This is a genomic window from Macrococcus capreoli, from assembly GCF_025628935.1.
GTDB lineage: Bacteria > Bacillota > Bacilli > Staphylococcales > Staphylococcaceae > Macrococcoides > Macrococcoides capreoli.
This window is the reverse complement of the sequence record NZ_JAOTIS010000001.1, coordinates 124714-151711: the sequence shown is the minus strand read 5'-3', so window position 1 is coordinate 151711 and position 26998 is coordinate 124714. Positions and strand designations below refer to the sequence as shown.

Below are 26998 nucleotides of genomic sequence, written 5' to 3'. Positions count from 1 at the left end.
CACCTCTTAAAAAGTTTATTGTTTTACTTATATCCTAATTTTTAATATTAAAACATAAAGTTAAAAATAAAAAAGACATGACTAACACGTCATGCCGAATATGCTTTAATCGCCTCAATAAAATCAGGGCAATAATGTTTTAATTTATATGAACCGACACCTTCAATCAAAATCATTTCATCTTTAGTGGTCGGTTTCTTTAATGCAAATAATTGTAACGTATGATCAGAGAATATCGTAAACGGTGGTACGGATAAGCTGTCTGATAATTTTTTGCGTACATCTTTCAACGTTTTTAACAAGTTTTCATCTGTTGTTTCAATCGTCGTAATTTTAACACGTTCATTATACGATGGACTTTTATAATACGTCATCACTTGCTGATTTCCCGTTAATATATCCTTCGCACTTTCATGACAGTAAAGCTTACCGTGTTGTTCGATAATATATCCATTAAATAATAATGTCTCGATAAACGATTGAATAGCACTCGTCGTATAACTTTTTAATAAACCAAATGTCGATAACTGGTCGTATTGTGAATGGATAATCGCATCGTCACGTTCACCATGCAATACTTTTGTGATGATTAATTTATGAACGGGTGTCTTAATGCGCACGATGCAGCTTAATATTTTTTTCGCTTCTGTCGTCATATTATAATTTTCGATGTGCTGAATACAATTTGAACATTTACCGCACTTCGTTAAATATTCATTCGGATTAAAGTAATTAATAATTGTCGACTGTAAGCATTGTTTCGTCTTCGTATAGGCTATCATCTTATTGAGCTTTTCCTTCTTGAGCTCTTTCACCGCTTCATCCTGACTCGTTTCAATAAAGAACTGTTGCAATTTAATATCCTGATCACCAAACATCAGTAAACACTCACTATCTACACCGTCTCGACCTGCACGACCTGCTTCCTGATAATAACTTTCTAAATCTTGTGGCAAGTTATAATGAATGACGTAACGTACATTAGACTTATCAATTCCCATTCCAAAGGCGTTTGTCGCAATCATCACTTTAATATCATCTTTCACAAATAGCGATTGATTATGGTCTCTTTCATCTTTTTTTAATCCGGCGTGGTATATGGTATGTGTGATGTCTTCCATCTTTAATACTTCACTTAAACTTTCTACTTGTTTACGTGTACTTGCATACACAATACCAGAGTCTTCACTATGCGATTGAATATAAGATATTAATCGCTTTTGCTTTTGATATGTTGGATCAATCAAAAATGATAAGTTCTCACGTTTCGTGCTCGTTTCTATCACATGTTCAGGCTGGATATGTAGTAAGTCACATATATCTTCTTTCACATCTAAGGTTGCTGTTGCTGTAAGCGCCATAATCGTAAACTGATGCGGTAAAGTCATCACTGCACGAATGGACTCGCGGTAACTTGGTCTAAAGTCATGACCCCATTTCGATATACAGTGTGCTTCATCAAATGCAATCAATTGTATATCGAGCTGATATAACAAATGGATAAATGCGCGCTGATTAAATCGTTCCGGTGCTACATAAAGAAATTGATAGTCGCCATTTAATAGCTTTGTTTCGATTGCTTTTGTTTCTTTCACCTTTTGTGTCGAGTTTAAATAGGCTGCCTGTATTCCATTCGCATTTAAACTATCCACCTGGTCTTTCATTAATGAAATCAAAGGACTAATGACAAGTGTTAGTCCGCCTTTCATCAAACCAGGGATTTGATAACAGATTGATTTCCCGCCACCTGTCGGTAATATCCCTAAAGTAGGATGGTTGTGGATTGCATTCTCAATTAATGCCTTTTGGCCTGGCCGAAAAGCTTCGTACCCAAAATATTCTTTTAATATACGTTCCATGATTTACTCCATTCGTTCACTCAGTTCATCCCACTCTTCGAAATAAGTTTCGTACTGTGCTTCAATTGATTGTCGCTCTAATGTCAATTGGTTTAATTTATCATAATTCGTAGATTCACCTGCAATGGCTGCATCAATCGCTTCAAGTTGTGCTTCTAACGATTCAATTTCTTTAGAAAGCCATTCGAAGCGACGTTTATCTTTGTATGAAACGCGTGTTGATTGTTTCGCTTGCACAGTGGCTTTCTCTGCTTTCTCGGTCGATTCTTTACGCTGTTTCTCTTCTTGATCGGCAATTTGTTTATAACTTAAATAATCATCGAAATCACCTAATACTTTATCGATACGTTCATTATTAACAAACCAATATGTGCTAACAACTTTATTTAAGAAATAGCGATCGTGACTGACAGTAATCACCGCGCCATTGAAACTTTCCAGATAATCTTCAAGAATTGTTAAAGTTTCTGTATCTAAATCATTTGTCGGCTCATCGAGTAATAAGACGTTCGGCCCTTCAATTAATATGCTTAATAAATATAATCGTTTACGCTCACCTCCACTAAGACGATGAATGTATGTACCGTGCATGTTGGATGGAAATAAGAATCGCTCAAGCAATTGTGTTACAGATATTTTCTCACCTGTTGCTGTTGTTGCAGCTTCCGCTTTCTCACGCAGAAAGTCAATAACACGTAAATCCTGATTCAGTTTAACATCATCTTGTTTGTAGTAACCAATGCGAACGGTTTGTCCGGTAATCATCGCACCAGCAGTCGGTTCAATTAGGCGGGCAATAATATTTAATAATGTTGATTTACCAGTACCATTTTGACCGACGATGCCGATACGGTCTGTTGTTTGCACAATCGTATTAAAATCTTTAAATAGTACTTTGTCACCGAAATTCATCCCGATTGCTTCGAATTCAAATACTTGTTTACCGAGGCGCTGATGCGCTAAATTAATTTCCATCGTTTCTTTCGTTTGATGTGACTTCACTTTATCTTCTATCGCCCCGAAACGATCAATACGCGCTTGCTGTTTCGTTGTTCGCGCCTTAGCACCTTTGCGCATCCAGTCTAATTCCTGTTTATATAATTGCTTTTCTTTCTGTTGTTGTTTGCTTTCAATCACTTCAAGTTCTGCTTTATGGCCAATATAATCATTATAATTGCCTTTGTATAAATGTAATTTACCATTGCGCAGTTCAACAATTCTATTCGTCACTTCATTTAAGAAATAACGATCATGCGTCACGACTAATACTGATTTCTTATATTGCTTGATAAATGAAATTAGCCAGTGAATGGATTCAAAGTCCAGGTGGTTCGTCGGCTCATCTAACAATAGTAAATCCGGTGATTTCAGCAGCGACTTTGCAAGGGCAACACGTTTCTTTTGTCCGCCACTTAAAGCTGATACAGGTTGCGCTAAATCCATAATGCCTAGTTTGGTTAATATCGTTTCAGCCTCAGCTTTATAACTGAAACCATCCATTTGTTCAATACGTTGTTGTATAGCACTTAACTGTTCAATTAAAGTATCGTTCATTTCTGTTTCCATTTGTTTAAGCAATGCATCATATTGTTTAAATAATTGCATGACTGGATGATGTTCATCGATCACATTATCAACAATCGATAGTGCCTCATTGAGCATCGGTTGTTGTGCTGCATATTCAATCGTAAAGTCTTTCGGGTGCGTGACAATACCATGGTGATCTTCAATGTTAGCAATACACTTGAGCAATGCACTTTTCCCGGTACCATTGATGCCGACGAGTGCGATTTTGTCGCCTACCGAAATACTCAATGATATATCTTCAAAGACCGTTTTGACACCATATTGTTTTGATAAATGTTCAATTTTATAAGCTTCCATATAATCTTCTCCTAGCATGTGCTTCATGATTATCTTTCACTGAAGACGTTCAAATTGTGATATAACAGAATGTCGTTTTATGATATAGTTATGTATTATAAACTTCAGTATTATATTATACACTTTTTTACTACAGGAGGTACACATGTTCGAATGGTTTAGTCAATTATCACCAGTGCTACAAGCTGGACTTGCCGGATTATTTACTTGGGCGATGACCGCTTTAGGCGCATCTGTTGTCTTTTTATTTAAATCCGTAAATACAAAAATCCTCAATACAATGCAAGGATTCGCTGCCGGTGTAATGATTGCCGCATCATTCTGGTCGTTACTTGCGCCTGCAATTGAGTTTAGTGAAAAAGCTGGCAACACGGCGTGGATACCTGCTGCGATAGGCTTTCTTGCTGGCGGAATGTTTATTAGAATGCTAGATGTTATTATTCCGCATATTCATCCGACAGCACAACCAAGTCACGTGCATGAAGGACCGAAAACGAATTTAAAGAAATCAACGTTATTATTCCTAGCGATTACGATGCACAATATTCCTGAAGGGCTAGCGCTCGGTGTAGGCTTTGGTGGCGTTGTCTCAGGAAATAGTCAAATGTTGATGGCCGCGGTAGGACTTGCTATCGGGATTGGGATTCAAAACATTCCTGAAGGATCCGCATTATCGTTACCGATTCATGGCGATGGAAAGTCGAAATGGCGCGCATTTCATTATGGACATGGTTCGGCAATTGTAGAACCTATATTTGCGATGGTCGGTGCAGCTGCGGTATTACTCATTACGCCGATACTACCTTATGCATTAGCATTTGCTGCAGGGGCAATGATATTTGTTGTAGTTGAAGAGCTTATACCTGAATCACAATCATCTGATAATACCGATTTAGCCACGTTAGGATTAATGATTGGCTTTACGATTATGATGATATTAGATGTGTCATTGGGATAGAGGCTGTTTTTAATGCGGTTAGGACCGAACAAATTGGAACCATCACCAAAAAATCGTTCTTTGATTTTGACGGTGGTGGTGAAATTTGACGAGGTCCTGCATTGAAAACGCCGTTTGAGAGTCTGTTTTTAATGCGGTTAGGACCGAATTAAACGAAACCACCCGTAAACCTGATATCAGGTTTACGGGTGGTTTTAATATATTCATATCAGAATTAGTTTTATTTCTCTTTCCCTTTAGTACCGTTGATATACGTGTATTTCGTAGGGTCAATCTTTTTGAAATCTTTATTATTGTAGAAGCGTAATAAGTCGCCATTTAATAATGAATCTGACATTTCTAATTCTTTCTCAACGCCACGCTTCATTTCCTGTGCTTCTTTCTTCTTCGCATCATCTGTTAACGGTAAATTCGTCTTATTATCATAAAACACACCGTTAATCGATTTATATTTCGGACTAATAAAGTCACCATTTCTAAATGCTACAGTATCTTTATGTCCTTTAGACATTAAATCCGTACCAAACATTACATATGGTTTAGCATCAATACCTAATAAATGTAAGATTGTTGGTGCTACGTCCATTTGACCTGCATACGTATGATCCACTTTACCAGGCAATCCCGGTACTTTAATGAATAATCCTGTACGTTGTAAGTCCATAAATTTCGTCGGTGTAATTTCCTGACCTAATAACTGCTCCATCGCTTTATTATGGTTTTCTGAAATACCATAATGGTCACCATAAATGACGATAACTGAGTTGTCATATAAGCCTTCTTTTTTAAGATCTGTAACAAACTGTTTCACCGCTTCATCTAAGTAACGTGCAGTTTGTACATAACCATCTACTGTCGGATTTCCTGTTTTCGGTGAATCAATCGTTGCATCCTCTTTATCAATCGTGAATGGATAGTGATTCGTTAATGTAATTAAATGTGAATAGAATGGTTGTTTTTCTTGTTTCAGGAACGGTATAGATTCTTTAAAGAATTCTTTATCTTTTAAACCTAAGTTCTCTAAGTTCTTCTCAGACATATCATAGTATGATGCATCATAAAATTTATCAACACCGAAATGTTTATATATTTGATCACGGTTCCAGAACGTTTTGTAATCACCGTGCATTACTGATGTTGAATAACCTTGTTTCTGATGCATAATCGCAGGTAAAGATTGATATGTGTTATCACCTTTCAAGCTATACGCTGAACCTTGTGGTAAACCGAAAATACTATTATCCATCGTTAATTCAGAGTCACTCGTCTTACCTTGTCCAGTTTGGTGGAAGAAATTATCATAATAAATGAAATCTTTATTGCCACTCGCTAACGTATTTAAGAATGGCGTTACTTCCTGACCATTCACTTTAAAGTTAATTAAGAATGTCTGGAAACTTTCTAAATGAATCTTAATCACATTTTTCTCTTTTGCAATACCGAATGTTGCTCCGTTTGGTGCAGCATATTTCGTCTTTGTATAGGATTGTACTTTCGTTAAATCATCTGAACTTGCTAATGCTTTCTGTTGATTATTCTGGATTGTCTTCACGCCATCATAAACTGTAAAGTTGAATGGTCCTAAATATTTCACTAAATATTTATGGTCGAATGTACGTGTTAATAATTCCGGACGATCTGTTTCTGCAAATGCTAAGTTTAAGAAGAATAACGCGATTGAAACACCCATTAATACAGGTACATATTTCTTCTTAAATGAATGATTTGCTAATGATGACTTTCTAAATAATAAAATAAACAAGAAGATGAACGTATCAATGAAGTAAATGAAATCATACCATTTGAATGAGCTCCATAAAGCACCGCTCATCGATTCTACATTACTCACCTGGTTTAATGTACTAAATGTAATGAAATCAGAAAAGAATCTGAAATATACAACATTCGCATACAGTAAGAATGTTAATAAGAAACCTCCTATAAACACAAACCAGTACGCTTTCTTGCCTTTAAAAAATAGAAATACACTTAATATCAAGGCAACTAAACTATATGGATTCATCAATAATATTAAATTTTGAACTAAACCTTTAACACCAAGTGACAAATCAATATAATAGGCAAAATATGTTTTTATAGAAACAGCAAGCACTGTTAATAAGAAAAACATAAATATTGTTATTTTCTTTTCTTTCATCTCATTTCCTCCATTAATATATTCATCTCTTCGATGGTACAATTTATATTTTTAATCTTAAGTTCGCAACATTTACATTATATTATTTATTGTAACACGAACGTAATATTTTTTCTGTGTACAATATACTAATTTATACTGTTTCAAGACAAAATTCAAGTATTTTTACTCAGATTTTATCATTTTCGTGTAAATTGTGACTAAATTACGTACACTTGTCTATACATTTAACTCTTTTTGATGTAAAAATTCAATTTGTGTTAATACTGTCTTTAACCAGTTTTCATAACTACGTTGCTGACGCTTCAACTCACTATCCGAAACCCATTTAAAGTAAAGTTTAGAACCTGGTTTCTTTTGTGAGAGTTTCGGTAAATGATACGGTGCTATATTCGCGATGTGTGGATAATGTTTATCTTGATGCGCACTCTTTAAAGAAATAACAAGTTCACCGTTATCCGAAATTTGTACGGCTCCACTTTGTTCAATGGTGTGAGTGTTTAAACGATTCTGACATGCAATTTTTTTACCTTCCAGTACAAAACCTGTGCGATCAAATCGGTTCGTCACAACATAAATATCTTCCTGCATCGCTTGTTGAATGGCTTCAGGTAACGTGTCATCAACCGTTGACAAATGAAACACATCTGAATAATAAATTCGAGCTAAAGAATAGGCGTCAATCCCCCATGCGGTTTCTTTTCGCTTTGATAAATTATCAAAGAGTTTCTTCTGGAATGGTGTATAACCTCGCGTTAATTCGAAGCGTGCACCTTCGTGAATAATATAGTCATCCGATTGCTGTAAACGACTTTCATCGAGTTGCAGACCACCTGCAATCGCCATATAAACACGTGTACCTTTCTTTGGCTGATCGAAATACAACGTTTCGCCTTTCTCCATTAAATGCACTTTCATTGGCATAATGCGTTTATCTTCTGTGTAAGCATAGAACTCTGCACCCATCAATGCGATTAAAGTCGGCTCTCTAAAATGTATGGTCGGTGCCTGAAAGGTCATTTCAATCGTTGGTGTATTCACATCATTGCCTAATAATGCATTGGCTAGTATATGAGATAATGCATCACACGGTCCATTTAAAGAGAGTGTTGCATTAGTATTACTTTCAATTTGCTGAATTGACGTATAAATACCTGCTGTTTGAAATATAATAGACATGGTCACATGTTCCCTTCTTAATAAATTTACATTATTCATAAAGTCTTAACATCGGTCGTAAGTCGTAAAAAAAATTCTACCGATTATGTTCGGTAGAATATATTGGCAATATCAATCAAAATTGTTCTAAAACAAAAAGCGATAAACATGACAATAAGTAAGGACGCAAACATAGTACCGTAAACCATTGTGATGGCTTGTTTCATTTTATTTTCTTCAAAGCGCTGAATAATCATTCCATTCATTATATAAACGAGTAAAGATAAACCTGCTATTAACAACACGATTAACACGCAATTCAACATTCTCTTCACCTATTTCTGTAATTACATTGATTAGCATTTATTATAACGTTTTTAATTGTAATAATAAACTAACTATCATTATTCAATGATTAAATCGATTTCAACCTGCTCTCTCAAACTGTTAATCATATAAATACGTAAGCGTCCTGATACATAATCATCAATAAATGATTGAAGAGGGATTGCCTGCTCTATTAGATGGCCGTTATCTATTAACGATTGGCGCATGCAGCCATTTAATATATATGGATGTGCTGATGTAATGTATTGTCCGTCTCTTTCAATCATAAGATTACCAATATTAAATTCCAGGACTTGCGCGCCATCATGAAATAATGTCAAACCATCAGATGCATACTGCGAACGTACTGACGTCTTATATTGGTGAAACTGCTGTTCATTAAATTGCATACGTTTCAATGACGCTTGATGTATCATTGTAGGCATCGGACGAATTGCGGACTCAATTTGCCCAGACGAGCTCACTGTTAGCCGATACATTTGAGGTGTATCAAGATGATCAAATGATTGTTCAAACAACTGATTAAGTTGTGTTGTATCACATTCAATATTAAAATGATTTAATGCTTTAATTAATCGCGCTTGATGGTAATCTTTACGTTGAATCTGACCTGCTTCGAGTCGCATCGTTTCGATTAAATGAAAATCTTTTGGTAGATGAAAGTCTTTTGGTATAGATACCCCTGTTGCATAAGATGGGCTATCTAAATATTTCAGTACATTCGACTTTGCGACCATTTCTTCATATTCTAACACTGCATCTGAATCGATCGTAATGCCACCACCAACACCATATACAACCGCATTACTATCATGTTGATATTCCATCGTACGTATCGGTACATTAAATATTGCCACTTCATTCGGTACAATTAAGCCGATTGCACCACAATAAATAGAACGCGGCGTATCTTCTAATCGCTCAATAATCGACATGGTCGATTGCTTCGGTGCACCGGTAATTGATCCGCATGGAAACAAAGCTTTAAAGATATCATACAGCCCATGTTCTCCAATATTTGCTGTAATTGTTGACGTCATTTGATAAACCGATGCATATCTTTCAATGGTGAAAAGATGTGGAACACGAACACTGCTTTGCGCCGCAATTTTACTTAAATCATTGCGTAATAAATCAACAATCATTACATTTTCAGCTTGATCTTTAGTCGATTGTTTCAAAAATTCATAATTTTTCTTGTCACGCATAGCATCTGTACTCGTCGGCATCGTCCCTTTCATCGGTTTCGTCAGGACACTTTTCGACTTTAAATCATATTGAAAGAATAATTCCGGTGATATACTGACAATTGTTTCTTCATCGTCTTCAATATATGCAGTATAACGTCCGTGATGATGTGCTAACTGTTGATAAACATGATATAAATTACGCTCATGATTGGCTGCAGTTAATCGCGTCGTGTAATTCACTTGATACGTATTCCCTAATCGAATTTCATGTTGTATCGCTTGAATTTGCTGTATGATATGCGCCTTATCATGCATAAACTCAAAATCTAACGCCACTTGTGGTGTATCTGTATTAGTATCAGTATCATTTTCCTTCACTTCATCCGTGTATTCATCTGGCTGATCAAAATAATAAAGCTTTACTAAATGATGAGCGTTATGCATCGCTTTCGTCTTTAAGCGTGCATCGAACAGCTTACTTGCCTCATATTTCATCGTGACAAGTACAATATCCTGACTTGCTTCCGCTTCACGCAATGCACTTTGTAACGCGACTGCATCATTCACCTTTACGATACGCTTCGGATGTGTGAGTTTATAATGATACGTTCGCTCTATTTCATCGATATATTTAAAATTAATTTCCGCTCTCATACGCTGCTCCTTTAATAAACGTTTGTAACATACGCAAACCATCTGTCGTTAATATCGATTCCGGGTGAAATTGAATGCCATATACCGGTAAACTTTCATGTCGCACGCCCATCATGATATCATCTGCCGTCCATGCCGTCTTTATCAATGGCAAATCTACCTCCTGATTTGAGCCAAGCGAATGATAGCGTGCTACTTTCGTAGGTGAAGATAATCCTTGAAACAACATACTGTTATCATGAAACACATCTACTTGATGCCCATGTACAGGACGTAATTGATGAATTTCATTATTATAATGCATCATAATCACCTGAAAGCCTAAACAAACTCCGAGTATCGGCACTTGTCCGGCGAAATGATGTAATACTTCATGTGCAAATCGTGCATCTTTCGGGTGACCTGGACCCGGTGAAAGAATAATATGTGTTGGTTTCATTTGATCTATTGCGTCTATTGTTAAGTCATCTATTGTTTTCGTTACGACAACAGCATCCAGTTGTTCTAAATAATGCACGATATTGTATGTAAACGAATCGTGGTGATCAATCATTAATATCATTTTTATGCCTCTTTTATCTCATTAGTAGAAAACGCTTTTATTAATTTAATGATTTTATTATAGCTTTAATGTGTTATAATGAGAAACGAAATTTAATAAGAGGTTCCTAGCACACACCCTCTATAAAAAACTAGTTCGACACTTTGCTAGGGGAAAGTGTCTTTTTTTATTGAAATGAGGAATAGAAATGGAAAAACAATTAAAGCAAGATAAAGCACTCGTAGTCTTTAGTGGCGGCCAGGATAGTACAACATGTCTGTTCTGGGCGATGGATCGCTTTAAAGATGTTGAAGTGGTTACATTTAATTATGGACAGCGCCATGCTTTAGAAATAGAAATTGCACAACAAATTGCACAAGACTTAAATATTAAACATCACATACTCGATATGTCTTTATTGTCACAACTATCACCGAATGCATTAACAAATCACGACGTGGCAATTACACATGATAATGACGTCCCGAATACTTTCGTCCCGGCGCGTAATTTATTATTTATGAGCTTTGCAGCTGCATTAGCGTATCAAATTGAAGCGAAACATATTATTACGGGCGTTTGTGAGACAGATTTCTCAGGTTATCCAGATTGCCGCGATAACTTTATTAAATCATTAAATGTCACAATTAATTTATCAATGGACATGAATTTCGAAATTCATACCCCTTTAATGTGGCTGGATAAGAAAGAAACATGGGCGTTAGCAGATGCATTAGGACGTTTAGATTATGTCAGACAAAATACATTAACGTGTTATGAAGGCATTCCTGCAGATGGATGCGGAGAATGTCCAAGCTGCTTATTACGCAATAAAGGACTAAACGATTATTTAAATGAAAAGGAAGTTTTATCATGATGCAACAAATCTATCCTCAAGTGAATCATAATTATGCTTTTGAACTAAATAAAGATATGAATTTCTCTGCTGCACACTATATTCCAGACGAACGTGCTGGGGTGTGTAGTCGTACGCACGGTCACACGTATTTTGTCAATGTGACAATCGCCGGCAATGATTTAGACGATATGGGGTTTTTAGTGAATTTTAGAGATATTAAATCAATCATTAACGATACGTTTGATCATACATTGATTAATGATTTACCTGAACTTAAAGATAAGATGCCGTCAACTGAGCTTGTCGCTAAAACGATCTTTGATATGATTGAAAGTCATTTACAAACACTGCCGCACCAACCGAAATGTTTACAAATCTTCTTACGAGAAACACCAACGAGCTATGTTGTGTATCGAGGTGTGCAATGAAAATACCTGTATTAGAAATATTCGGACCGACAATTCAAGGTGAAGGTGCAGTTATCGGCAGAAAAACGATGTTTGTCAGAACAGCGGGATGTGACTTTAAATGTGACTGGTGTGACTCGAAGTTCACATGGGACGGTAGTGCGAAAGATGATATAGAAATGTTAACTGCAGATATCATTTATGAACGTCTTCAAAGTTTAGCACCTGATAACTTCAACCATGTTACGATTTCAGGTGGAAATCCGGCGCTTATTAAAAATATTGCAGCGCTTGTTGAATTGTTACATTCAAAAAATATTGAAGTCGCACTTGAAACTCAAGGCAGTAAATTTCAACAGTGGATGACTGAAATCGACCAGTTAACGATTAGTCCGAAACCACCAAGTTCTAAAATGAATCAGGATATCAATCAACTGGACTTTGTGATTAATCAGCTTGAGTATAACAAAGTCTCATTAAAAGTAGTGATCTTTAATGATGAAGATTATCAGTTTGCACAAATGATTCATCATCGTTACCCGAATATAAAATTTTACTTACAAGTTGGAAATCCATATTTAGATGACAGTGTTGAGCATCATACTGAAAAGTTATTAACGCGTTATGAAACGCTTATTGATCAAGTCATGCAGGATCATACAATGAATGACGTATTTGTGTTACCTCAATTGCATACGTTACTCTGGAGTAATAAAAAAGGCATTTAATCTTTGAATTAAACGTCTTACTTGTTATAATTCTTTTATGTGACATAAAAAGGGAGGTAGAAATATTGGAAAAAATATTATTACTTAATATTATAATTGCAAGTTTAATATTTATATATTTCTATAAGAAAGAATTAAAACATTCTTATATCCCGATGATTTTTAGCAATGTCATTATTATCCTCCTGAACTATCCTTTAGTAGGACAATCAAATTTTATTTCGAAAACATTTGTCCTTTTCATCGTTACGATGAGTATCGTCCATATATATTTACGCTATTATCATTATGAACACTATACATTATATGTACCTAATCCGTTCATTCACTTTATATTTACAGCAATCAATAGTATCGCTATACCATTTATTCTCGCTACATCACATCAATCACTTTATCAATCCAGTGCCTATTTAAGTGTTTCTATTTTTATATTAGGCCTTATACTATATCAATTATCGGAGGTCGATCGACCTGTACGATGGTTTCAAATTGATTCAATCAATACATATCGTTATATCAAGCACCCTAAACAATTAGGTGAAATATTTTTCACACTCAGTTATATGCTTTTATCACTGCTGTTACCATACGGATTCATCTATAGTATGACCGGTTTGGCATATATCATTTATATAAAGAAAGTAAACCTCTTTAAAGAAACATAAATAATTTTTGCATTAATATGTTTATACATATGCATGCCGGGTATTAACTACTATAAGCAAAAAGCTTAAATAAAATGCTTATAACGTTTTTATTCTAAGCGAAAATTATTAGGAGGTTTATCATATGGGCTTTATTATTACATTAATTATGGGTGGTTTAATTGGATGGTTAGCTGGCTTAATCATGCATAAAGATATTCCAGGTGGAAAGATCGGTAACATTATTGCTGGTTTAATCGGTTCATCAATTGGTAATTATTTTATTCCACATTTCGGACCACCAATTTTAGGTTTTTATGTAATTCCAGCTTTAGTTGGTACTGTATTATTAATTGCGATTGTATCTATCGTATTACAAATGATGCACAAACGTCGTTAATAGAAAAAGCCCATATGGGCTTTTTTTTATGCATTAATTTAAGTGTTGTGTAATAAACAAACCAATAAACAGTGTAATAAATACTGCATTTCCAATCTCCGCGATGCCTATCTTCATCGGCTTTAATGGTTTCCCGTATAATACAATTGCACGGATTAAACTTGGAATAAACGCAATGCCGATTAACGGATGAATCATAAATGCAGCAATAACCCCTAACGTATGATATCCGAATGATAAATATTTATATTTAATATTCTTCTTCTCTCTAATCATCGTCTTCACATAAAATGTTGTACCTACAAAATATAAAAAGCTAATAAAAAAGACATAAATCATATTATGATGTAATTGATGTGTTCCAATAAAACATGCTAATACACCTGCGATTGAGAATATTGTAATCGCACTGAAATCATTCAATATATGGCGTTCGTTACGCTGTGATGCAAAGTATAAGTTAATCGCACCGAATGGCAACATGGCTAAAAAGAAAAAGAGCACACGATAATCATTTAGTACAACTGGAATGAGTAATATCGTTGCAATCGCAAGAAATAATAGACTTCCTTTGACGTAACCGATTTGCTTCTTACGTTGCTTCACATAAAATAATAAATTATCGATAAAGAAAAAGATCATAAACCAGGCAGCAAAGAATAATATTTGATAGAAGTTAAAAGAACTCGCAAACATTCCGAAAAGCACAGGCATAATAATCATTGCCCAGGCACCGTGTTGATTTGGTTTTTTAAATTTCATTGTCTTCACCTCACCAACTATTGTACTAAAAGAGATAAATAAAATACCTCTTTAAATATCTCAATTTTATGACGGATATTTAAGAGGTATTTTTTGATTATAGTTTTGTGGTTATCGTTTACATGTCCCCAATTTTAACGACATCAGGATCTCTAAATTGTCTTGTATTTGTATTTAAGCTATCAATCTCACGAATATCATCGACAGACAATTCGAAATCAAAGACGTTAAAGTTTTCAGCTATTCTGTCTGGATTGCTTGATTTTGGAATTACAATTCTGCCACAATCAATGTGCCATCGAATAATAATTTGTGCGACTGTTTTTTGATATTTTTCGGCAATACTTTTTAATATTTCATTGTTAAATAATTCGCCGCCACGCATTAATGGACTCCATGCTGTCACTTTAATGTCATGTGCCTCACAATATGCTTGTAATTCACTTTGATTAAATACCGGATGAAATTCAATTTGATTGACGACAGGTTTAACTTTCGCAACAGATAATAGCTTTTCAAGATGATGCTGTTTGAAATTTGCGACACCGATTGCTTTAATCTTACCTTCTGCATATAATGCTTCCATTGCTTGATAACTTTCGATAAATAAATCATTATCCGGGCATGGCCAGTGAATTAAATATAAATCGATATAATCTAATCCTAACTTCTCAAGGGAAGCATTGAACGCTGCTTTCGTCTTGTCATAGCCTTGATCATCATTCCAGAGCTTTGTTGTAATAAACAATTCTTCACGTGGAATGCCGCTATTATTTAGTGCTTTTCCTAATGATGCTTCGTTGAAATAAAAGTGCGCTGTATCGAATGCACGATAACCTGCTTTGATTGCTGCGTCAACGACACTTTGCATTTCTTCTTCTGACACTTTGTAAACACCAAGGCCAAGCATTGGCATTTCAACATTGTTATTTAATGTTATCGTATTTGACATATGTTTCACTCCTTTTATGTAAAGTGTACGTCTAATAAACAATTAATTCAAAAGTTATGCAGTTATTGAAAGCGAATTCTTTCATAGTTCTGTATAATATAAGTGACATCATAAATTGGAGGATATAACAATGAACAACCACGAAATTGATTACAAGATTTATGGCGATGATATGCAATATGTTGAAATTGAATTGGATCCGAATGAAACGGTTATTTCAGAAGCTGGAGCGATGATGATGATCAATCCTGCTATTGAAATGCAGACGATATTTGGTGATGGTTCTTCATCAGGTGGTACTGGCTTTATGGATAAATTATTTGCAGCTGGTAAACGTACATTAACAGGTGAGAGTTTATTCATGACGACATTTACCAACCGTGGTCAAGGGAAACAGCACGTCTATTTTGCAGCACCTTATCCAGGTAAGATTATTCCCATTGATTTATCAGAAGTTGGTGGAGAATTTATTTGTCAGAAAGATGCATTTTTAGCAGCAGCACAAGGTGTGAGTGTTGGTATTGCCTTTCAGAAGCGCTTAGGTGCTGGATTCTTTGGTGGTGAAGGATTTATTATGCAACGTCTGCAAGGAGATGGCATGACATTTATTCATGCAGGTGGTGCGATTATGCGTCGCCAACTTGCGCCAGGTGAAGTGTTATTAGTTGATACAGGTTGCTTAGTTGGTATGACGCCAGATGTAGATTATGATATTCAAACAGTACCAGGCTTAAAGACGAAGTTATTCGGTGGAGAAGGTATCTTCTTAGCTCGACTTCAAGGACCAGGAACAGTGTATATTCAGTCATTACCATTCTCAAGATTTGCTTCACGTATCTTTGCTGCAGCTCCTGTAACAGGTAAGTCTTCTGAAGAAGGTGGCATCGGCGGTTTATTCAACTTATTTAGCGAATAGTTATATCATGTACAAAAGCATCCCTCATCATTGATGGGATGCTTTTTAGGTGAGTTAGGTTTTGTTTGTTAGATGGTTGCGATATATGATGTTTATCACAACCATCTAGCACACTCAATTCAGTTTATCGCTTCGGCTGATAGCCTAACATTTCAAATAACACACTTTTCTCATTGTCAGTTAAGTCTTTCCATTCCCCTAACTTTAAATCATCGACTAATATATTCATGACGCGTAAGCGTCTCAATTGTTTCACTTCGTATCCAAGTGCTTCACACATACGACGGATTTGTCTATTCAACCCTTGTGTTAATATAATCTTAAATGTCTTCGTATTCACTTTCGTGACTTCAGCTAGTAATGTCACAGTATCTAAAATTTCAACACCTTCTGCCATCTGCTTAATAAACGTATCAGTAATCGGCTTATCGACTGTAACAATATACTCTTTCTCATGTTTCCCTTCTTTACGCAAGATCTCATTAACGATATCACCGTCATTTGTGAGCAATATTAACCCTTCACTATCTTTATCTAGCCGCCCTATATGGAAGATGCGTTCTTTATGACCAACGAAATCAACAATATTTCCTTTAATATGACGTTCCGTTGTAGATGTAATACCACGTGGTTTATTCAGCTTTAAATATACGTAACCTTTTTCCAGCTTAATTTCCTTATTATCAACTGTTACGATATCATCGTCTCCTACTTTACTACCCACTTCAGCAAACGCACCGTTAATCTTAACACGACCCGCTTCAATCCATTTATCAGCACCACGTCTCGAACATACACCTGCTTCTGATAAATATTTATTAATTCTCATCATATAAAAACCTCCAAAAAAAGAAAGAGCATTTCAGCTCTTCTCTTTAATAATATTTAGAACGTACGAAATAGTGGTCATAAATAAAAGTACCAAATGGTATAAATGCTACGAGTAAACCTAGTGCTGGCCATTTTATCGGCCATTTCACTTTTAACGTTACCATGATTAAAGTAATCACATACACAGTAAATAAGAATCCATGCACTGAACCAATCACAGTTACGACTTCCGGTTTACCTGCAAAGTACTTTAATGGCATCGCAATGCCAAGAAGTAATAATAATGATCCACCTTCTAAAAATCCGAAAAAGCGAAATACACTCTTTAATGTTTGATTATTCATCTTTGTCATCCTCATTATCCATCGCACTACGAGAGGCATTAAACTCTTTATGTAATGCTACTGCTTTAATTTGATGATTTTCAGCGTCGAGTACAACCCATTTATCATATTTCGTATCAACATAATCATCTTTATCGATATCCGGATTTTGTGCCTGCATCCAACCACCAATTGTATCGATGTCTTCAGCATCTTCAAATACAATACCGAATTTCTCTTCAATATCATCTAATAATACACGACCGTTGATTTGGTACGTGTTGTCACCCGTCTTAATAATATCATTCACTTCATCATCGTCAAATTCATCACGAATTTCACCGACGATTTCTTCTAATATATCTTCCATCGTTAATATACCTGCAGTTCCACCGTACTCATCAATAACGAGTGCGATATGGACACGTTCACGTTGCATCTTAATTAATGCGTCACTAATACGTGTCACTTCGTGGATTAACGGCAGATCATGAATGTGATCTTTAATACGAACAGGATCGCCTGAAGCATATTTCGTTAAAAATTCTTTCACGTTGATAAAACCGATAATATGGTCTTTATCACCATCCTCAGAAATTGGATAACGTGTAAACTGATGTTCGTTTATGACTTCTAGCAATTCATCGATATTAAACGGTTGCGTTAAAGTAATCATTTGCGTACGCGGTACCATAATATCTTTCGCTAAACGTTCATCAAAACTAAATATATTTTGCATATACGCAAGTTCCGTATGGTTAATTTCACCACTTTGATAACTTTGCGTCATAATAATCTTTAACTCTTCTTCACTCATTGCCTGATCATGATCAGCAGGTTGAACACCAAAGATGCGTAAGATTAAGCGCGCTGTGCCATTCATTGCCCAAATTAACGGTTTCATAATAAAGCCAAAGAAATATAAAGGGCGTGCAAAGGCTAACGTCATTTTCTCAGCATATTGAATTGCCAGTGATTTCGGAGCAAGTTCACCTAATACTACGTGAATAAACGTTACGATAAAGAAACTTAGTCCGACAGTAATCGGTTTACTCATATCGGTAGGAATGTTGAATAAATGTAAGACAGGATGAATAACTGATGCGAATGTCGATTCACCAATCCAACCTAATCCTAAAGCGGTTACTGTAATCCCGAGCTGACATGCTGATAAATAATAGTCCAGATGATTGATCATATTTTGAACAATCTTTGCAGTACTGTTGCCTTCACTTACTAACTGATCGATGCGTGATGTTCGTACCTTTACTAAACTAAATTCTGATCCTACAAATAATGCGGTTAACATGATTAATAATGCAAATAATAATAAACTTGATATGGTTTGTATGTCCAATTAATTCCCTATTACTAGGGATTCACCTCCGGAATATGTTTGGTGACTACGTAAGTCACACTTGATTATTGTTTCGTTAAATTTAAAGTTTAAATGAATATAAGTACAATTTATGACCTTCCCAACAGTAGTCACCTCCTCGGTAGATTAATAAATATTTTATCATAAATTTGCGTGTATTAATATTACAGTGTATTTAAATATTATAAATTTGGAATAGAGAATCATTGGATTAAACGTGAGAGGATATACGAAAGAATATTATTTTGCATCTACTATTTTGTTATGATATATTTTCAAATTAGAATATTGCTTCGAATTTATGCATTAGATTTTCAACATCATTTATGGCGCTATGCACCCATTTACCTTCTGACTTATCTTCAAAATTCGAAATAAACTTTTTTGTATCGTTTATAAATTCATCTGATTTTTTATTTTCAAAAGTTTGTACACTAAATAATAATTTATTTAAATTATACATTTGATTTTCACACACTAAGTTTATTATGATATTTTTTTGTTGATTCTTCTTTAATTCACTCAATAGACTGTGCATAGTAATCCTCCTCCAACAATTGATCGTACTTTCTTCTGAAATCACTTTTACAATCTTCTATTTTCCATTCCAATTCATTTATTCTGGCATTTAGTACATAGTCACTTTCATTTTTATATTCATCAAGAATATTTATTAATTTGTTTTGACACTCTGAATGTAATAAATTTTTTGAACGTAAATATTGCGCTTTATCGTATGTTTGTTGGTTCTCTCTTACGATACGTCGTTTCTGCTCAAATAACCAATCAATTTCATCCTGTAATTTTTTTATTTCTAATTTATGTTCATCTTCTAATTGCTCTATTTTGTATTGAGTTTGATAATTCAATTTATATACACCCCAAATAACGAAGATAACTCATCATCTTTTTCAATTAATTTTTCGATACTATGCTTTATTTTATCAATTAAGGTATTACATTCTTTTTCAAATTGATGAAGTTTATTCATTTTTTCATCAATATTATCGAACGGTCTATCAATAAATATTTCCTTTGTCACTCCACCATCAGCTAAAGCAGAATAACGTTCGCTTTCCGAAAGCTCATCACCTAATAGTTCAGCACTATAAATGCCATTTTCCCATAATACCTTAAATTTTTCTTTACTCTCGTCATATTCTGCTTTGTAAACAGAAATCATCTCCGAAGTGATTGAGCGATAATCCTCAAGAATGACAAGTGAAGATATTTTTTCTAACACTATTTTTTGTTGACTTGATAAATGTCCGTTTGTACTTTGAATTTGAACAGCCAAGTTTAAAATATTTTTTAATGCTTTGCTAGAATGATTTATGTATTTTTTTATACTGCTAAATTGATAATTTACTTCCTTATAGTTTACTCTACTATTCTTGATGATTGATTGGGCATCATTTTCTAAAAAGTAAGACATACTATGTCCCTTACCATTTGGTATTACAATTTTTTTACCCATATACTTACTAAATGTAAATTGATTCACCATATTAAGTTCATCTTTGTCTGAAACGAACCATGTGATTTTGCCGTTATAGGTAACATAATCTTTCTGTATTTTTAAATACTCAATTTTGTTTAATGTACGATAAACAAAAGGGATGTAAGAAACCATTTCCTCTCGCATCACTTTTAATTTTTCGTCTTCACTTTTTTGATTTAAATTTAAATGATGTTCATCGGTAGTTATGATATCAAATGGAAGTAATAAAGTTGCATTGTTATAAATCGGCGCTGAGTTATATACGACGATGTCATCAATGTGATTTCTAAGCCCAAATATCACTGCATTATGACCGCCTAGTGAATGACCAGTAAATGTGCTAATTTGATAATTTTTTTTGATGCCGTCTATAAAATTTTGCATATTTCTGTTGTGAGGGTGATAAGCACTTTTAATGTTCGTCCCTATATTTTTGTCAGCTAAAACATCTTGTAAACCATGCAACGTTCCTGACCCAAAATTTGTACCACTAAATCCTACAATTACTTTGCCTGTATTCTTATCAAGAAAAGCTGACGCACTCATACTATGGTCTTTGTCTAAGAAAGCATCGATGAATTCGAGGTTTTGGGGGAACTTATTTTCTCTTTCTAAATCCAAAAAACTTTCTGACAAAGTTTTTTTATTATTATTTGGATTTGAGTAAAGATAATTTTCGACATCATAACTAACTGATGAAACTGTACTAGTACTTTCACTATTCACATTTATTTCTTTATTAATATTTATATTTTCCATTTCTATCATTCCTTCGTTGGTTGGTAAGAAATACTTTCTCTAAACCTTAACATTGGTTCATTTAAGTTATTGTAATGTACATTAAATTTTACATAGCCAACACTATTACCATTTAAGTCACCCATTCCATTTAAATATAATTTGGCTTGTTTTTGATTAATATTATATTGATTTTGAATCCATTTATTTATAGGATGCATTTTTTCTAACTTATATTCTGAGTTATACGAAGGCACATTCCCGTTATAATGAGTATTAACTCTTTCAAATTTAGATAAAGATCCTATTTTTTCATCCTGTACCAGGAATCTAAATTTATCAATTTTATTTTTTATTTCTGCAGGTGCAATCTTAGTTAACAATAATTTGTTATTCTTTACTGTAAGTGGATATTGTGATTCTGAATTTTCTAGATTATTATTAATTTCATTAATAAAATAGTATCCTTTAATTTCTTTTGTATTCCTATATATATACAAAGCTATGCCTTCAACATGCATTACTTCTTTATCCTTTGTCTCGTGTGCTATGTCTGATATTAACACCCACATACCTTTATCGTTCTTTTCAAACTGATCGTCACGGAATCCTTCTTTATCGTAAAAATCTTCTATGTTTTTAGTTGGATATACTGATAGATGTTTTTCAAAATGTTGTTCAACCTTTTGCTCAATATTGCTTTCACCTTTTTCTTTTTGATTTGAGTCAGATGAGCATCCTGAAATTATCATTGTTGTCATAACCCCCATTATCATTAATTTTTTTATTTGGAACATCATTAAAAACCTCGTTTCTAGTAATTTTGGAAAATACTTTATTTATATTTTAAAATTAATTATTCGAAATAAAAAGTCATAACAATATATTTTTTCCAATTTTCAATTTTATGAATTTGATATTCAAAAAAATGTCCTCACAAAATCCTATTTCGTTGGTTGGTATGAAACACTTTCTCTAAACCTTAACATTGGCTTATCTGGGTTATTGTAATTTACATGAAATCTTACATATCCTACACTATTTCCATCTAAGTCCCCCATACCATCTAAATATATTCTGGCTGCTTTCGGGTTGATATTGTATTGTTTTTGAATCCATTTATTTATAGGATGCATTTTTTCTAACTTATATTCTGAATTATACGAAGGCACATTCCCGTTATAATGAGTATTAACTCTTTCAAATTTAGATAATAAAACAATTTTTTCATCCTGCACTAGAAACCTAAATTTTTCTACTTTTTTTCTAATATCATTCGGTGCTGCTTCACTCAACACTAGTTTGTTATTTAGAATTTTTATTGCATATTTTTTTCTTTTATGACCAGGATTATCATTAAATTCATCAATATGATAGAATCCACTCACTTCTTTTTTATTTCTATACATGTACAGAACTACACCTTCTACTTGTAATACGTTATAATCAGGGGTTTCCTTGGTTATGTCTGATATTAACACCCACATACCTTTATCGTTCTTTTCAAACTGATCATCACGGAATCCTTCTTTATCGTAAAAATCTTCAATGTTTTTAGTCGGAAATACTGATAGATGTTTCTCAAAATGTTGTTCAACCTTTTGCTCAATATTTCCTTCATCTTTCTCTTTTTGATTTGAGTCAGTTGAACATCCTGATATTAACATCACCAATAGCCCACTCATCAGAAGTATCTTCTTATTATGTATTAACATATTTCAACCTCATTCCTATAAAAAGTAGAATAACTGTTTATAATATACATATATTTATAAAAAAAACCTTTAAAAACTAGTATATTATACATGTCTTTAAAGGTTTTAATACTTATACAGAATGAACGCTAATAAATGCCTTACTCAAATCATTAAATCGATCTGGCTGATCAATATTACAAACATGACCAGAATCTTTAATCACTTCAAGGCTAAAGTTCCCATTCTCTTTCACAACTTTCTCAACAGGTGGAATAAACAAATAGTCCTCTTCCCCCATAATAAATAAAGTCGGAATTGTCTTCGTCGCAACTTGCAAATGACTTAAATAAGGATTAATCAATTTCGTTAAACTAAACCACTTTACAAACTGCTTTTGACTCATCTTCTTCGCTTCATTGATAAACGCAAGACGTGACTCTTCATGTGCTTTCTTCGGCATAATAATCCATGCAAATAGTTTATATAACAACATGAATGGAATGAAATTCTTCGTCAAACGCCCTATCATTAATAAAAATTTTGTGCGAATGTCCAGAGAAATAATCGCACCACCTAATACAAGTGATGTTACACGCTCTGGATATCGATTGGCGATAGTTTGAGATACAATCGTCCCTAAACTCATACCTATAATATGTGTCTTCTCAATATGAAGTTCATCTAATACTTCAATGACTTCAGCAGCAAGTGTCTTAAATGAATCATCTTTCTTCCAGATAACCTCTGTCGATTTCCCATGTCCTCTTAAATCAACAAGTAGTATGTTGAAATCTTTTCGGAAATAACGAATCTGTTTAAACCAAATTGTCGAACTCCCACCAGCTCCATGAATAAAGGTAATCCATGGTGCATTTTCATCTTTTAAATAAGTTTTATAATATAACATAATAATCATCCGTTCTTTTAATATTGCTCGTAAACTTCATTTTTAAGTATTTATTTTATTTTAATATACAGTAATGTATATACCCTAATTTCAAAATATTATACCATAAAATAGTTATATTCAACTTGCATGAAAGTACAATTTCCCGAGAAATATTTTATTATGCGGACATAAAAAAGACATTTATATTTTAAGCGGATGTTTCTATGTTGTTATTAGGCATGCAAGTAAGCGATAACTAGTGTTTATCGCTCACCCATACGAGTAATCGCAAATCAAACTATATACGCATAAAAAAAGAAGATATGACATGAATCATACCTTCTTTTAAATCTACTGATATACGATAGAATTATGCTAATTCAGCTTCTTCTGAAAGCTCTGCTTCAGTTGGTTTCTTCTTAAGTAAACCATAAATTACTGCTGATACAACTACACCAATCGCTAATGCAAGTAAGAACATTGGCCAGTGACCTTTATCTAATCCAACGACGAAGATACCACCATGTGGCGCTGGTACGCGACAACCAAATGCCATCGCTAAAGCACCTGCTGTTGCACTACCTGCGATCATTGACGGAATAACGCGTGCTGGATCAGCTGCTGCGAATGGAATTGCTCCTTCTGTAATGAATGATAGACCCATGGCAATATTAGAAACGATTGAACCTCGTTGTACTGTAGTAAATTTATTTTTAAAGATAATCATTGATAATGCAATGGCTAATGGTGGAACCATACCACCAATCATTGCTGCTGTAATTGGAGCATTATTTCCTGCACCTAGAGCTGCTAAACCAAATGTATAAGCAGCTTTATTAAAAGGTCCACCCATATCAATTGCCATCATACCACCTAATACTAAACCTAATAAAATAATGTTTGTTCCACTTAATCCATTCAATCCATTTGTCATAGCTTCGTTTAGCCACTTTGTTGGTGGGTTAACAACAAAATTCATTAACAATCCTGTAAATAATACACCAAATACTGGATAAATAAGTGTTGGTTTTATTCCATCAAGTGATTGTGGTAACCACTCAAATGATTTTTTGAGTAATAACATTAAATAACCTGCCATAAATCCTGCAACTAAAGCTCCAAGGAAACCTGAACCACCACTTGCCGCCATCATACCTCCAACCATACCTGGTGCTAAACCTGGACGATCAGCAATACTCATTGCAATAAAACCAGCTAAAATTGGAATCATTAAAGTAAACGCGTTGCCACCTATATCATTTTTCAATAATGCAGCAAATGCATTAAACGTTTCATGTTTTGGATCTGCTGATTTAATTCCCCAGAAGAAACTTAAAGCGATTAAGATACCACCTGCAATTACAAACGGCAACATGTTCGATACACCTGACATTAAATGTTTATAGAATCCTTTTTTCTCTTTGCTGCCAGATGATTTCACTGCGCCACCTTTAGCTTCAAATAATGGTCTTGAAGTGTCTTGTGCCATATTGATTAATTCTTCTGGTCGTTTAATCCCATCTGCAACAGGTACCATAATGACATTTTTACCATGGAAACGATTTGTTTCAACGTTCACGTCAGCTGCAACGATAATCCCTTTCGCACGTTTAATTTCTTCATCAGTTAAACGATTTTTAACACCACCAGAACCGTTCGTTTCAACTTTAATTGGTACGCCCATTTTCTTCGCTTGATTTTTAAGTGCATCTGCTGCCATATACGTATGTGCAATCCCTGTAGGACATGCAGTAACAGCTAGCACTAAATTATCATCTGAAGCATCCCCTGTCGGTGCCAGTACAACTTCTTCTTTCGTTTCTACTTCATCATTTTGCTCAATAATTTCAATGACTTCTTCCACTGTCTTCGCGTGTAACAATTGTGCACGCACTTCTTCATTCATTAGAATGCCTGATAATTTCGCTAATGCATCTAAATGTGTTTGTGCCCCACCAGCTGGTGCAGCAATCATAAAGAATAAAGTTGCGGGTTGTCCGTCTAATGATTCATAATCCACACCTGCAATTGATTTCCCGAAACCAATCGCCGGCTTTGCTACTGCATCCGTCTTCGCGTGCGGTATCGCTACACCTTCACCTACGCCAGTAGTACTCTGTGCTTCACGTGCATGAATTGCTTCTTTATACGCTTGTTTATCGTTTAATACACCCGCATTAAACAATGTATCCACTAATTCATCAATGACACCCTCTTTTGTCGTTGCTGTTAAATCCATTGCAATTGTAGATTCTTTTAATAAATCTGTTATTCTCATGATTACACCCCTATTTTCCTTCTATTTTAGTTATTGTTACGTTATTTATAATTTCAGCGATTTGTGCGCTTGTTGCTAAATCTTCAGTAAAAGCTGTTGCTGTCCCGCATGATACTGCCTGTTTAAAGCATGCTTCGATTGATTTGTGTTGTTCAAGTCCTGCAACCATGCCGGCAACTGTTGAGTCACCTGATCCAACTGTATTTATGACTTTCCCATTAGGTACAACCGCTTTATAGCAATCTGTTTCGGTAACGAGAATCGCACCTTCTCCACCTAAAGAAACGAGCACGTTCTTTGCACCCAGTGCCATCAGTTGACGCGCTGCTGCAATCGTATCCTGATCATTGTTTATCGTGACATTAAACATTTCTTCTAGTTCTACTTTATTCGGTTTAACGAATTCAGGATGAAACGGTAAAGTTTGTGTCAGTAATTCTTTTTCCGCATCAACGACAAATGGAATCTTTTGTGTTGCACAAATTGATGCAATCGTTGCATATATATCGTCCGGCATTGATTTCGGTACAGAACCAGCAATAATGACGAAATCATCTTGTGTTAATGCTTTAATCTGGTTCAGTAATGCATCTATTTGTGCTGCCTGAATAGTCGGTCCTGGTGCATTTATTTCTGTTTCATTGCCACCTTTTAACTTCACATTAATTCGTGTATCTTCATCGACACGAATAAAGTCTGTATGAATACTAGATGCTTCTAATGAAGACTTAATGAAATCTCCAGGAAAGCCACCAATAAATCCTAACGCTGTTGACGTTTCACTTAATGCATTTAATACGCGTGATACATTGATACCTTTACCACCTGCAAATTTATGCGTTACTGTTGCACGATTCAATGCACCTAAATCTAATTGGTCTGTAAACATCACATAGTCAATCGATGGGTTTAAAGTAATTGTATAAATCATATGCGACTCCT

Annotated in this window: 27 protein-coding genes; 7 read left to right on the top strand and 20 right to left on the bottom strand. The window is 34.5% G+C overall.

Annotated features, from left to right (window positions below; genetic code table 11):
- Window positions 1-89: 89 nt before the first annotated feature.
- Together recQ and OCL94_RS00775 are read right to left on the bottom strand one after the other, a co-directional pair.
- The gene (gene recQ, locus OCL94_RS00780; protein WP_262993885.1) at window positions 90-1862 is read right to left on the bottom strand and encodes a DNA helicase RecQ; all 1773 of its coding nucleotides are present in this window, start codon (window positions 1860-1862) and stop codon (window positions 90-92) included.
- Window positions 1863-3743 carry an ABC-F family ATP-binding cassette domain-containing protein gene (locus tag OCL94_RS00775; RefSeq protein ID WP_262993570.1) on the bottom strand — a complete coding sequence of 627 codons (1881 nt, stop codon included), beginning with the start codon at window positions 3741-3743 and terminating at the stop codon, window positions 1863-1865.
- Between the two features lie 145 nt (window positions 3744-3888).
- Here OCL94_RS00775 and OCL94_RS00770 point away from each other — a divergent pair, with 145 nt between their 5' ends.
- Window positions 3889-4701, top strand: a complete 813-nt coding sequence (locus OCL94_RS00770) for a ZIP family metal transporter (protein ID WP_262993567.1) — start codon at window positions 3889-3891, stop codon at window positions 4699-4701.
- 220 nt (window positions 4702-4921) lie between these two features.
- On the opposite strand, the gene ltaS is transcribed toward OCL94_RS00770, so the two are convergent.
- The 5 genes from ltaS to OCL94_RS00745 all read right to left on the bottom strand — a co-directional run bounded on the left by ltaS (window position 4922) and on the right by OCL94_RS00745 (window position 10771).
- Window positions 4922-6859, bottom strand: coding sequence for a polyglycerol-phosphate lipoteichoic acid synthase LtaS (ltaS, locus tag OCL94_RS00765; RefSeq protein WP_262993565.1), 1938 nt, complete (start codon window positions 6857-6859; stop codon window positions 4922-4924).
- Window positions 6860-7078: 219 nt separating this feature from the next.
- Window positions 7079-8038, bottom strand: coding sequence for a 5-oxoprolinase subunit C family protein (locus OCL94_RS00760; RefSeq protein WP_262993883.1), 960 nt, complete (start codon window positions 8036-8038; stop codon window positions 7079-7081).
- A gap of 83 nt (window positions 8039-8121) precedes the next feature.
- The gene (locus OCL94_RS00755; RefSeq protein WP_262993563.1) at window positions 8122-8343 is read right to left on the bottom strand and encodes a hypothetical protein; all 222 of its coding nucleotides are present in this window, start codon (window positions 8341-8343) and stop codon (window positions 8122-8124) included.
- Window positions 8344-8421: 78 nt separating this feature from the next.
- Window positions 8422-10209 carry a bifunctional anthranilate synthase component I family protein/class IV aminotransferase gene (locus OCL94_RS00750; RefSeq protein WP_262993561.1) on the bottom strand — a complete coding sequence of 596 codons (1788 nt, stop codon included), beginning with the start codon at window positions 10207-10209 and terminating at the stop codon, window positions 8422-8424.
- Window positions 10193-10771, bottom strand: a complete 579-nt coding sequence (locus OCL94_RS00745) for an anthranilate synthase component II (protein ID WP_262993559.1) — start codon at window positions 10769-10771, stop codon at window positions 10193-10195. Before OCL94_RS00745 ends, OCL94_RS00750 begins: the two co-directional genes overlap by 17 nt.
- 187 nt (window positions 10772-10958) lie before the next feature.
- Here OCL94_RS00745 and queC point away from each other — a divergent pair, with 187 nt between their 5' ends.
- The 5 genes from queC (at window position 10959) to OCL94_RS00720 (ending at window position 13791) form a co-directional block, all read left to right on the top strand.
- Window positions 10959-11627 carry a 7-cyano-7-deazaguanine synthase QueC gene (gene queC, locus OCL94_RS00740; RefSeq protein ID WP_262993557.1) on the top strand — a complete coding sequence of 223 codons (669 nt, stop codon included), beginning with the start codon at window positions 10959-10961 and terminating at the stop codon, window positions 11625-11627.
- Window positions 11627-12037, top strand: a complete 411-nt coding sequence (gene queD / locus OCL94_RS00735) for a 6-carboxytetrahydropterin synthase QueD (protein WP_262993881.1) — start codon at window positions 11627-11629, stop codon at window positions 12035-12037. Before queC ends, queD begins: the two co-directional genes overlap by 1 nt.
- Window positions 12034-12744, top strand: a complete 711-nt coding sequence (queE, locus tag OCL94_RS00730) for a 7-carboxy-7-deazaguanine synthase QueE (RefSeq protein ID WP_262993555.1) — start codon at window positions 12034-12036, stop codon at window positions 12742-12744. Before queD ends, queE begins: the two co-directional genes overlap by 4 nt.
- Window positions 12745-12809: 65 nt before the next feature.
- The gene (locus tag OCL94_RS00725; RefSeq protein ID WP_262993553.1) at window positions 12810-13412 is read left to right on the top strand and encodes a hypothetical protein; all 603 of its coding nucleotides are present in this window, start codon (window positions 12810-12812) and stop codon (window positions 13410-13412) included.
- A gap of 124 nt (window positions 13413-13536) precedes the next feature.
- Window positions 13537-13791, top strand: coding sequence for a GlsB/YeaQ/YmgE family stress response membrane protein (locus OCL94_RS00720; protein ID WP_262993551.1), 255 nt, complete (start codon window positions 13537-13539; stop codon window positions 13789-13791).
- Window positions 13792-13824: 33 nt separating this feature from the next.
- Here the strand turns inward: OCL94_RS00720 and OCL94_RS00715 are convergent, their stop codons facing one another.
- Complete coding sequence (locus tag OCL94_RS00715; protein WP_262993549.1) at window positions 13825-14553, bottom strand: YwiC-like family protein; 729 nt, start codon at window positions 14551-14553, stop codon at window positions 13825-13827.
- 118 nt (window positions 14554-14671) lie between these two features.
- On the bottom strand, window positions 14672-15505 hold the full coding sequence (locus OCL94_RS00710; protein WP_262993548.1) for an aldo/keto reductase: 834 nt from the start codon (window positions 15503-15505) through the stop codon (window positions 14672-14674).
- Window positions 15506-15635: 130 nt separating this feature from the next.
- On the opposite strand from OCL94_RS00710, the gene OCL94_RS00705 reads away from it, so the two are divergent.
- Window positions 15636-16421 (top strand): TIGR00266 family protein, encoded by a 786-nt coding sequence (locus tag OCL94_RS00705; RefSeq protein WP_262993547.1) that lies wholly within the window; start codon window positions 15636-15638, stop codon window positions 16419-16421.
- 124 nt (window positions 16422-16545) lie between these two features.
- Here the strand turns inward: OCL94_RS00705 and OCL94_RS00700 are convergent, their stop codons facing one another.
- The 11 genes from OCL94_RS00700 to pfkB all read right to left on the bottom strand — a co-directional run bounded on the left by OCL94_RS00700 (window position 16546) and on the right by pfkB (window position 26987).
- A complete protein-coding gene (locus tag OCL94_RS00700; RefSeq protein WP_262993879.1) occupies window positions 16546-17250 on the bottom strand; it encodes a pseudouridine synthase in 705 nt (234 codons plus the stop codon).
- 46 nt (window positions 17251-17296) lie between these two features.
- Entirely contained in the window at window positions 17297-17596 is a 300-nt protein-coding gene (locus OCL94_RS00695) for a DUF3817 domain-containing protein (protein WP_262993546.1), read from the bottom strand.
- Window positions 17589-18932: a hemolysin family protein gene (locus OCL94_RS00690; protein ID WP_262993544.1), complete on the bottom strand. Its 1344-nt coding sequence runs from the start codon at window positions 18930-18932 to the stop codon at window positions 17589-17591. Before OCL94_RS00690 ends, OCL94_RS00695 begins: the two co-directional genes overlap by 8 nt.
- A gap of 301 nt (window positions 18933-19233) precedes the next feature.
- Window positions 19234-19491, bottom strand: a complete 258-nt coding sequence (locus tag OCL94_RS00685; RefSeq protein ID WP_262993542.1) for a hypothetical protein — start codon at window positions 19489-19491, stop codon at window positions 19234-19236.
- Complete coding sequence (locus OCL94_RS00680; protein ID WP_262993540.1) at window positions 19472-19822, bottom strand: hypothetical protein; 351 nt, start codon at window positions 19820-19822, stop codon at window positions 19472-19474. The genes OCL94_RS00685 and OCL94_RS00680 overlap by 20 nt, the downstream gene beginning before the upstream one ends.
- Window positions 19819-21213, bottom strand: coding sequence for a hypothetical protein (locus OCL94_RS00675; protein ID WP_262993538.1), 1395 nt, complete (start codon window positions 21211-21213; stop codon window positions 19819-19821). Before OCL94_RS00675 ends, OCL94_RS00680 begins: the two co-directional genes overlap by 4 nt.
- A gap of 5 nt (window positions 21214-21218) precedes the next feature.
- Window positions 21219-21992: a tandem-type lipoprotein gene (locus tag OCL94_RS00670; protein WP_262993536.1), complete on the bottom strand. Its 774-nt coding sequence runs from the start codon at window positions 21990-21992 to the stop codon at window positions 21219-21221.
- Between the two features lie 144 nt (window positions 21993-22136).
- The gene (locus OCL94_RS00665; protein WP_262993534.1) at window positions 22137-22907 is read right to left on the bottom strand and encodes a tandem-type lipoprotein; all 771 of its coding nucleotides are present in this window, start codon (window positions 22905-22907) and stop codon (window positions 22137-22139) included.
- Window positions 22908-23019: 112 nt separating this feature from the next.
- Window positions 23020-23796, bottom strand: a complete 777-nt coding sequence (locus OCL94_RS00660; protein WP_262993532.1) for an alpha/beta fold hydrolase — start codon at window positions 23794-23796, stop codon at window positions 23020-23022.
- A 352-nt stretch (window positions 23797-24148) separates the two neighbouring features.
- Window positions 24149-26056, bottom strand: coding sequence for a PTS fructose transporter subunit IIABC (locus OCL94_RS00655; RefSeq protein ID WP_262993530.1), 1908 nt, complete (start codon window positions 26054-26056; stop codon window positions 24149-24151).
- Window positions 26057-26066: 10 nt separating this feature from the next.
- A complete protein-coding gene (gene pfkB / locus OCL94_RS00650; protein ID WP_262993528.1) occupies window positions 26067-26987 on the bottom strand; it encodes a 1-phosphofructokinase in 921 nt (306 codons plus the stop codon).
- Between the last annotated feature and the right edge of the window lie 11 nt (window positions 26988-26998).

Excerpts from the sequence above, each read along its gene's own strand:
- OCL94_RS00775 (WP_262993570.1), bottom strand. The coding sequence starts at position 3,743 with ATGGAAGCTTATAAAATTGAACATTTATCAAAACAATATGGTGTCAAA.
- OCL94_RS00770 (WP_262993567.1), top strand. The coding sequence starts at position 3,889 with ATGTTCGAATGGTTTAGTCAATTATCACCAGTGCTACAAGCTGGACTT.
- ltaS (WP_262993565.1), bottom strand. The coding sequence starts at position 6,859 with ATGAAAGAAAAGAAAATAACAATATTTATGTTTTTCTTATTAACAGTG.
- OCL94_RS00760 (WP_262993883.1), bottom strand. The coding sequence starts at position 8,038 with ATGTCTATTATATTTCAAACAGCAGGTATTTATACGTCAATTCAGCAA.
- OCL94_RS00755 (WP_262993563.1), bottom strand. The coding sequence starts at position 8,343 with ATGTTGAATTGCGTGTTAATCGTGTTGTTAATAGCAGGTTTATCTTTA.
- OCL94_RS00750 (WP_262993561.1), bottom strand. The coding sequence starts at position 10,209 with ATGAGAGCGGAAATTAATTTTAAATATATCGATGAAATAGAGCGAACG.
- OCL94_RS00745 (WP_262993559.1), bottom strand. The coding sequence starts at position 10,771 with ATGATATTAATGATTGATCACCACGATTCGTTTACATACAATATCGTG.
- queC (WP_262993557.1), top strand. The coding sequence starts at position 10,959 with ATGGAAAAACAATTAAAGCAAGATAAAGCACTCGTAGTCTTTAGTGGC.
- queD (WP_262993881.1), top strand. The coding sequence starts at position 11,627 with ATGCAACAAATCTATCCTCAAGTGAATCATAATTATGCTTTTGAACTA.
- queE (WP_262993555.1), top strand. The coding sequence starts at position 12,034 with ATGAAAATACCTGTATTAGAAATATTCGGACCGACAATTCAAGGTGAA.
- OCL94_RS00720 (WP_262993551.1), top strand. The coding sequence starts at position 13,537 with ATGGGCTTTATTATTACATTAATTATGGGTGGTTTAATTGGATGGTTA.
- OCL94_RS00715 (WP_262993549.1), bottom strand. The coding sequence starts at position 14,553 with ATGAAATTTAAAAAACCAAATCAACACGGTGCCTGGGCAATGATTATT.
- OCL94_RS00710 (WP_262993548.1), bottom strand. The coding sequence starts at position 15,505 with ATGTCAAATACGATAACATTAAATAACAATGTTGAAATGCCAATGCTT.
- OCL94_RS00705 (WP_262993547.1), top strand. The coding sequence starts at position 15,636 with ATGAACAACCACGAAATTGATTACAAGATTTATGGCGATGATATGCAA.
- OCL94_RS00700 (WP_262993879.1), bottom strand. The coding sequence starts at position 17,250 with ATGAGAATTAATAAATATTTATCAGAAGCAGGTGTATGTTCGAGACGT.
- OCL94_RS00695 (WP_262993546.1), bottom strand. The coding sequence starts at position 17,596 with ATGAATAATCAAACATTAAAGAGTGTATTTCGCTTTTTCGGATTTTTA.
- OCL94_RS00685 (WP_262993542.1), bottom strand. The coding sequence starts at position 19,491 with ATGCACAGTCTATTGAGTGAATTAAAGAAGAATCAACAAAAAAATATC.
- OCL94_RS00675 (WP_262993538.1), bottom strand. The coding sequence starts at position 21,213 with ATGGAAAATATAAATATTAATAAAGAAATAAATGTGAATAGTGAAAGT.
- OCL94_RS00670 (WP_262993536.1), bottom strand. The coding sequence starts at position 21,992 with ATGATGTTCCAAATAAAAAAATTAATGATAATGGGGGTTATGACAACA.
- OCL94_RS00665 (WP_262993534.1), bottom strand. The coding sequence starts at position 22,907 with ATGTTAATACATAATAAGAAGATACTTCTGATGAGTGGGCTATTGGTG.
- OCL94_RS00660 (WP_262993532.1), bottom strand. The coding sequence starts at position 23,796 with ATGTTATATTATAAAACTTATTTAAAAGATGAAAATGCACCATGGATT.
- OCL94_RS00655 (WP_262993530.1), bottom strand. The coding sequence starts at position 26,056 with ATGAGAATAACAGATTTATTAAAAGAATCTACAATTGCAATGGATTTA.
- pfkB (WP_262993528.1), bottom strand. The coding sequence starts at position 26,987 with ATGATTTATACAATTACTTTAAACCCATCGATTGACTATGTGATGTTT.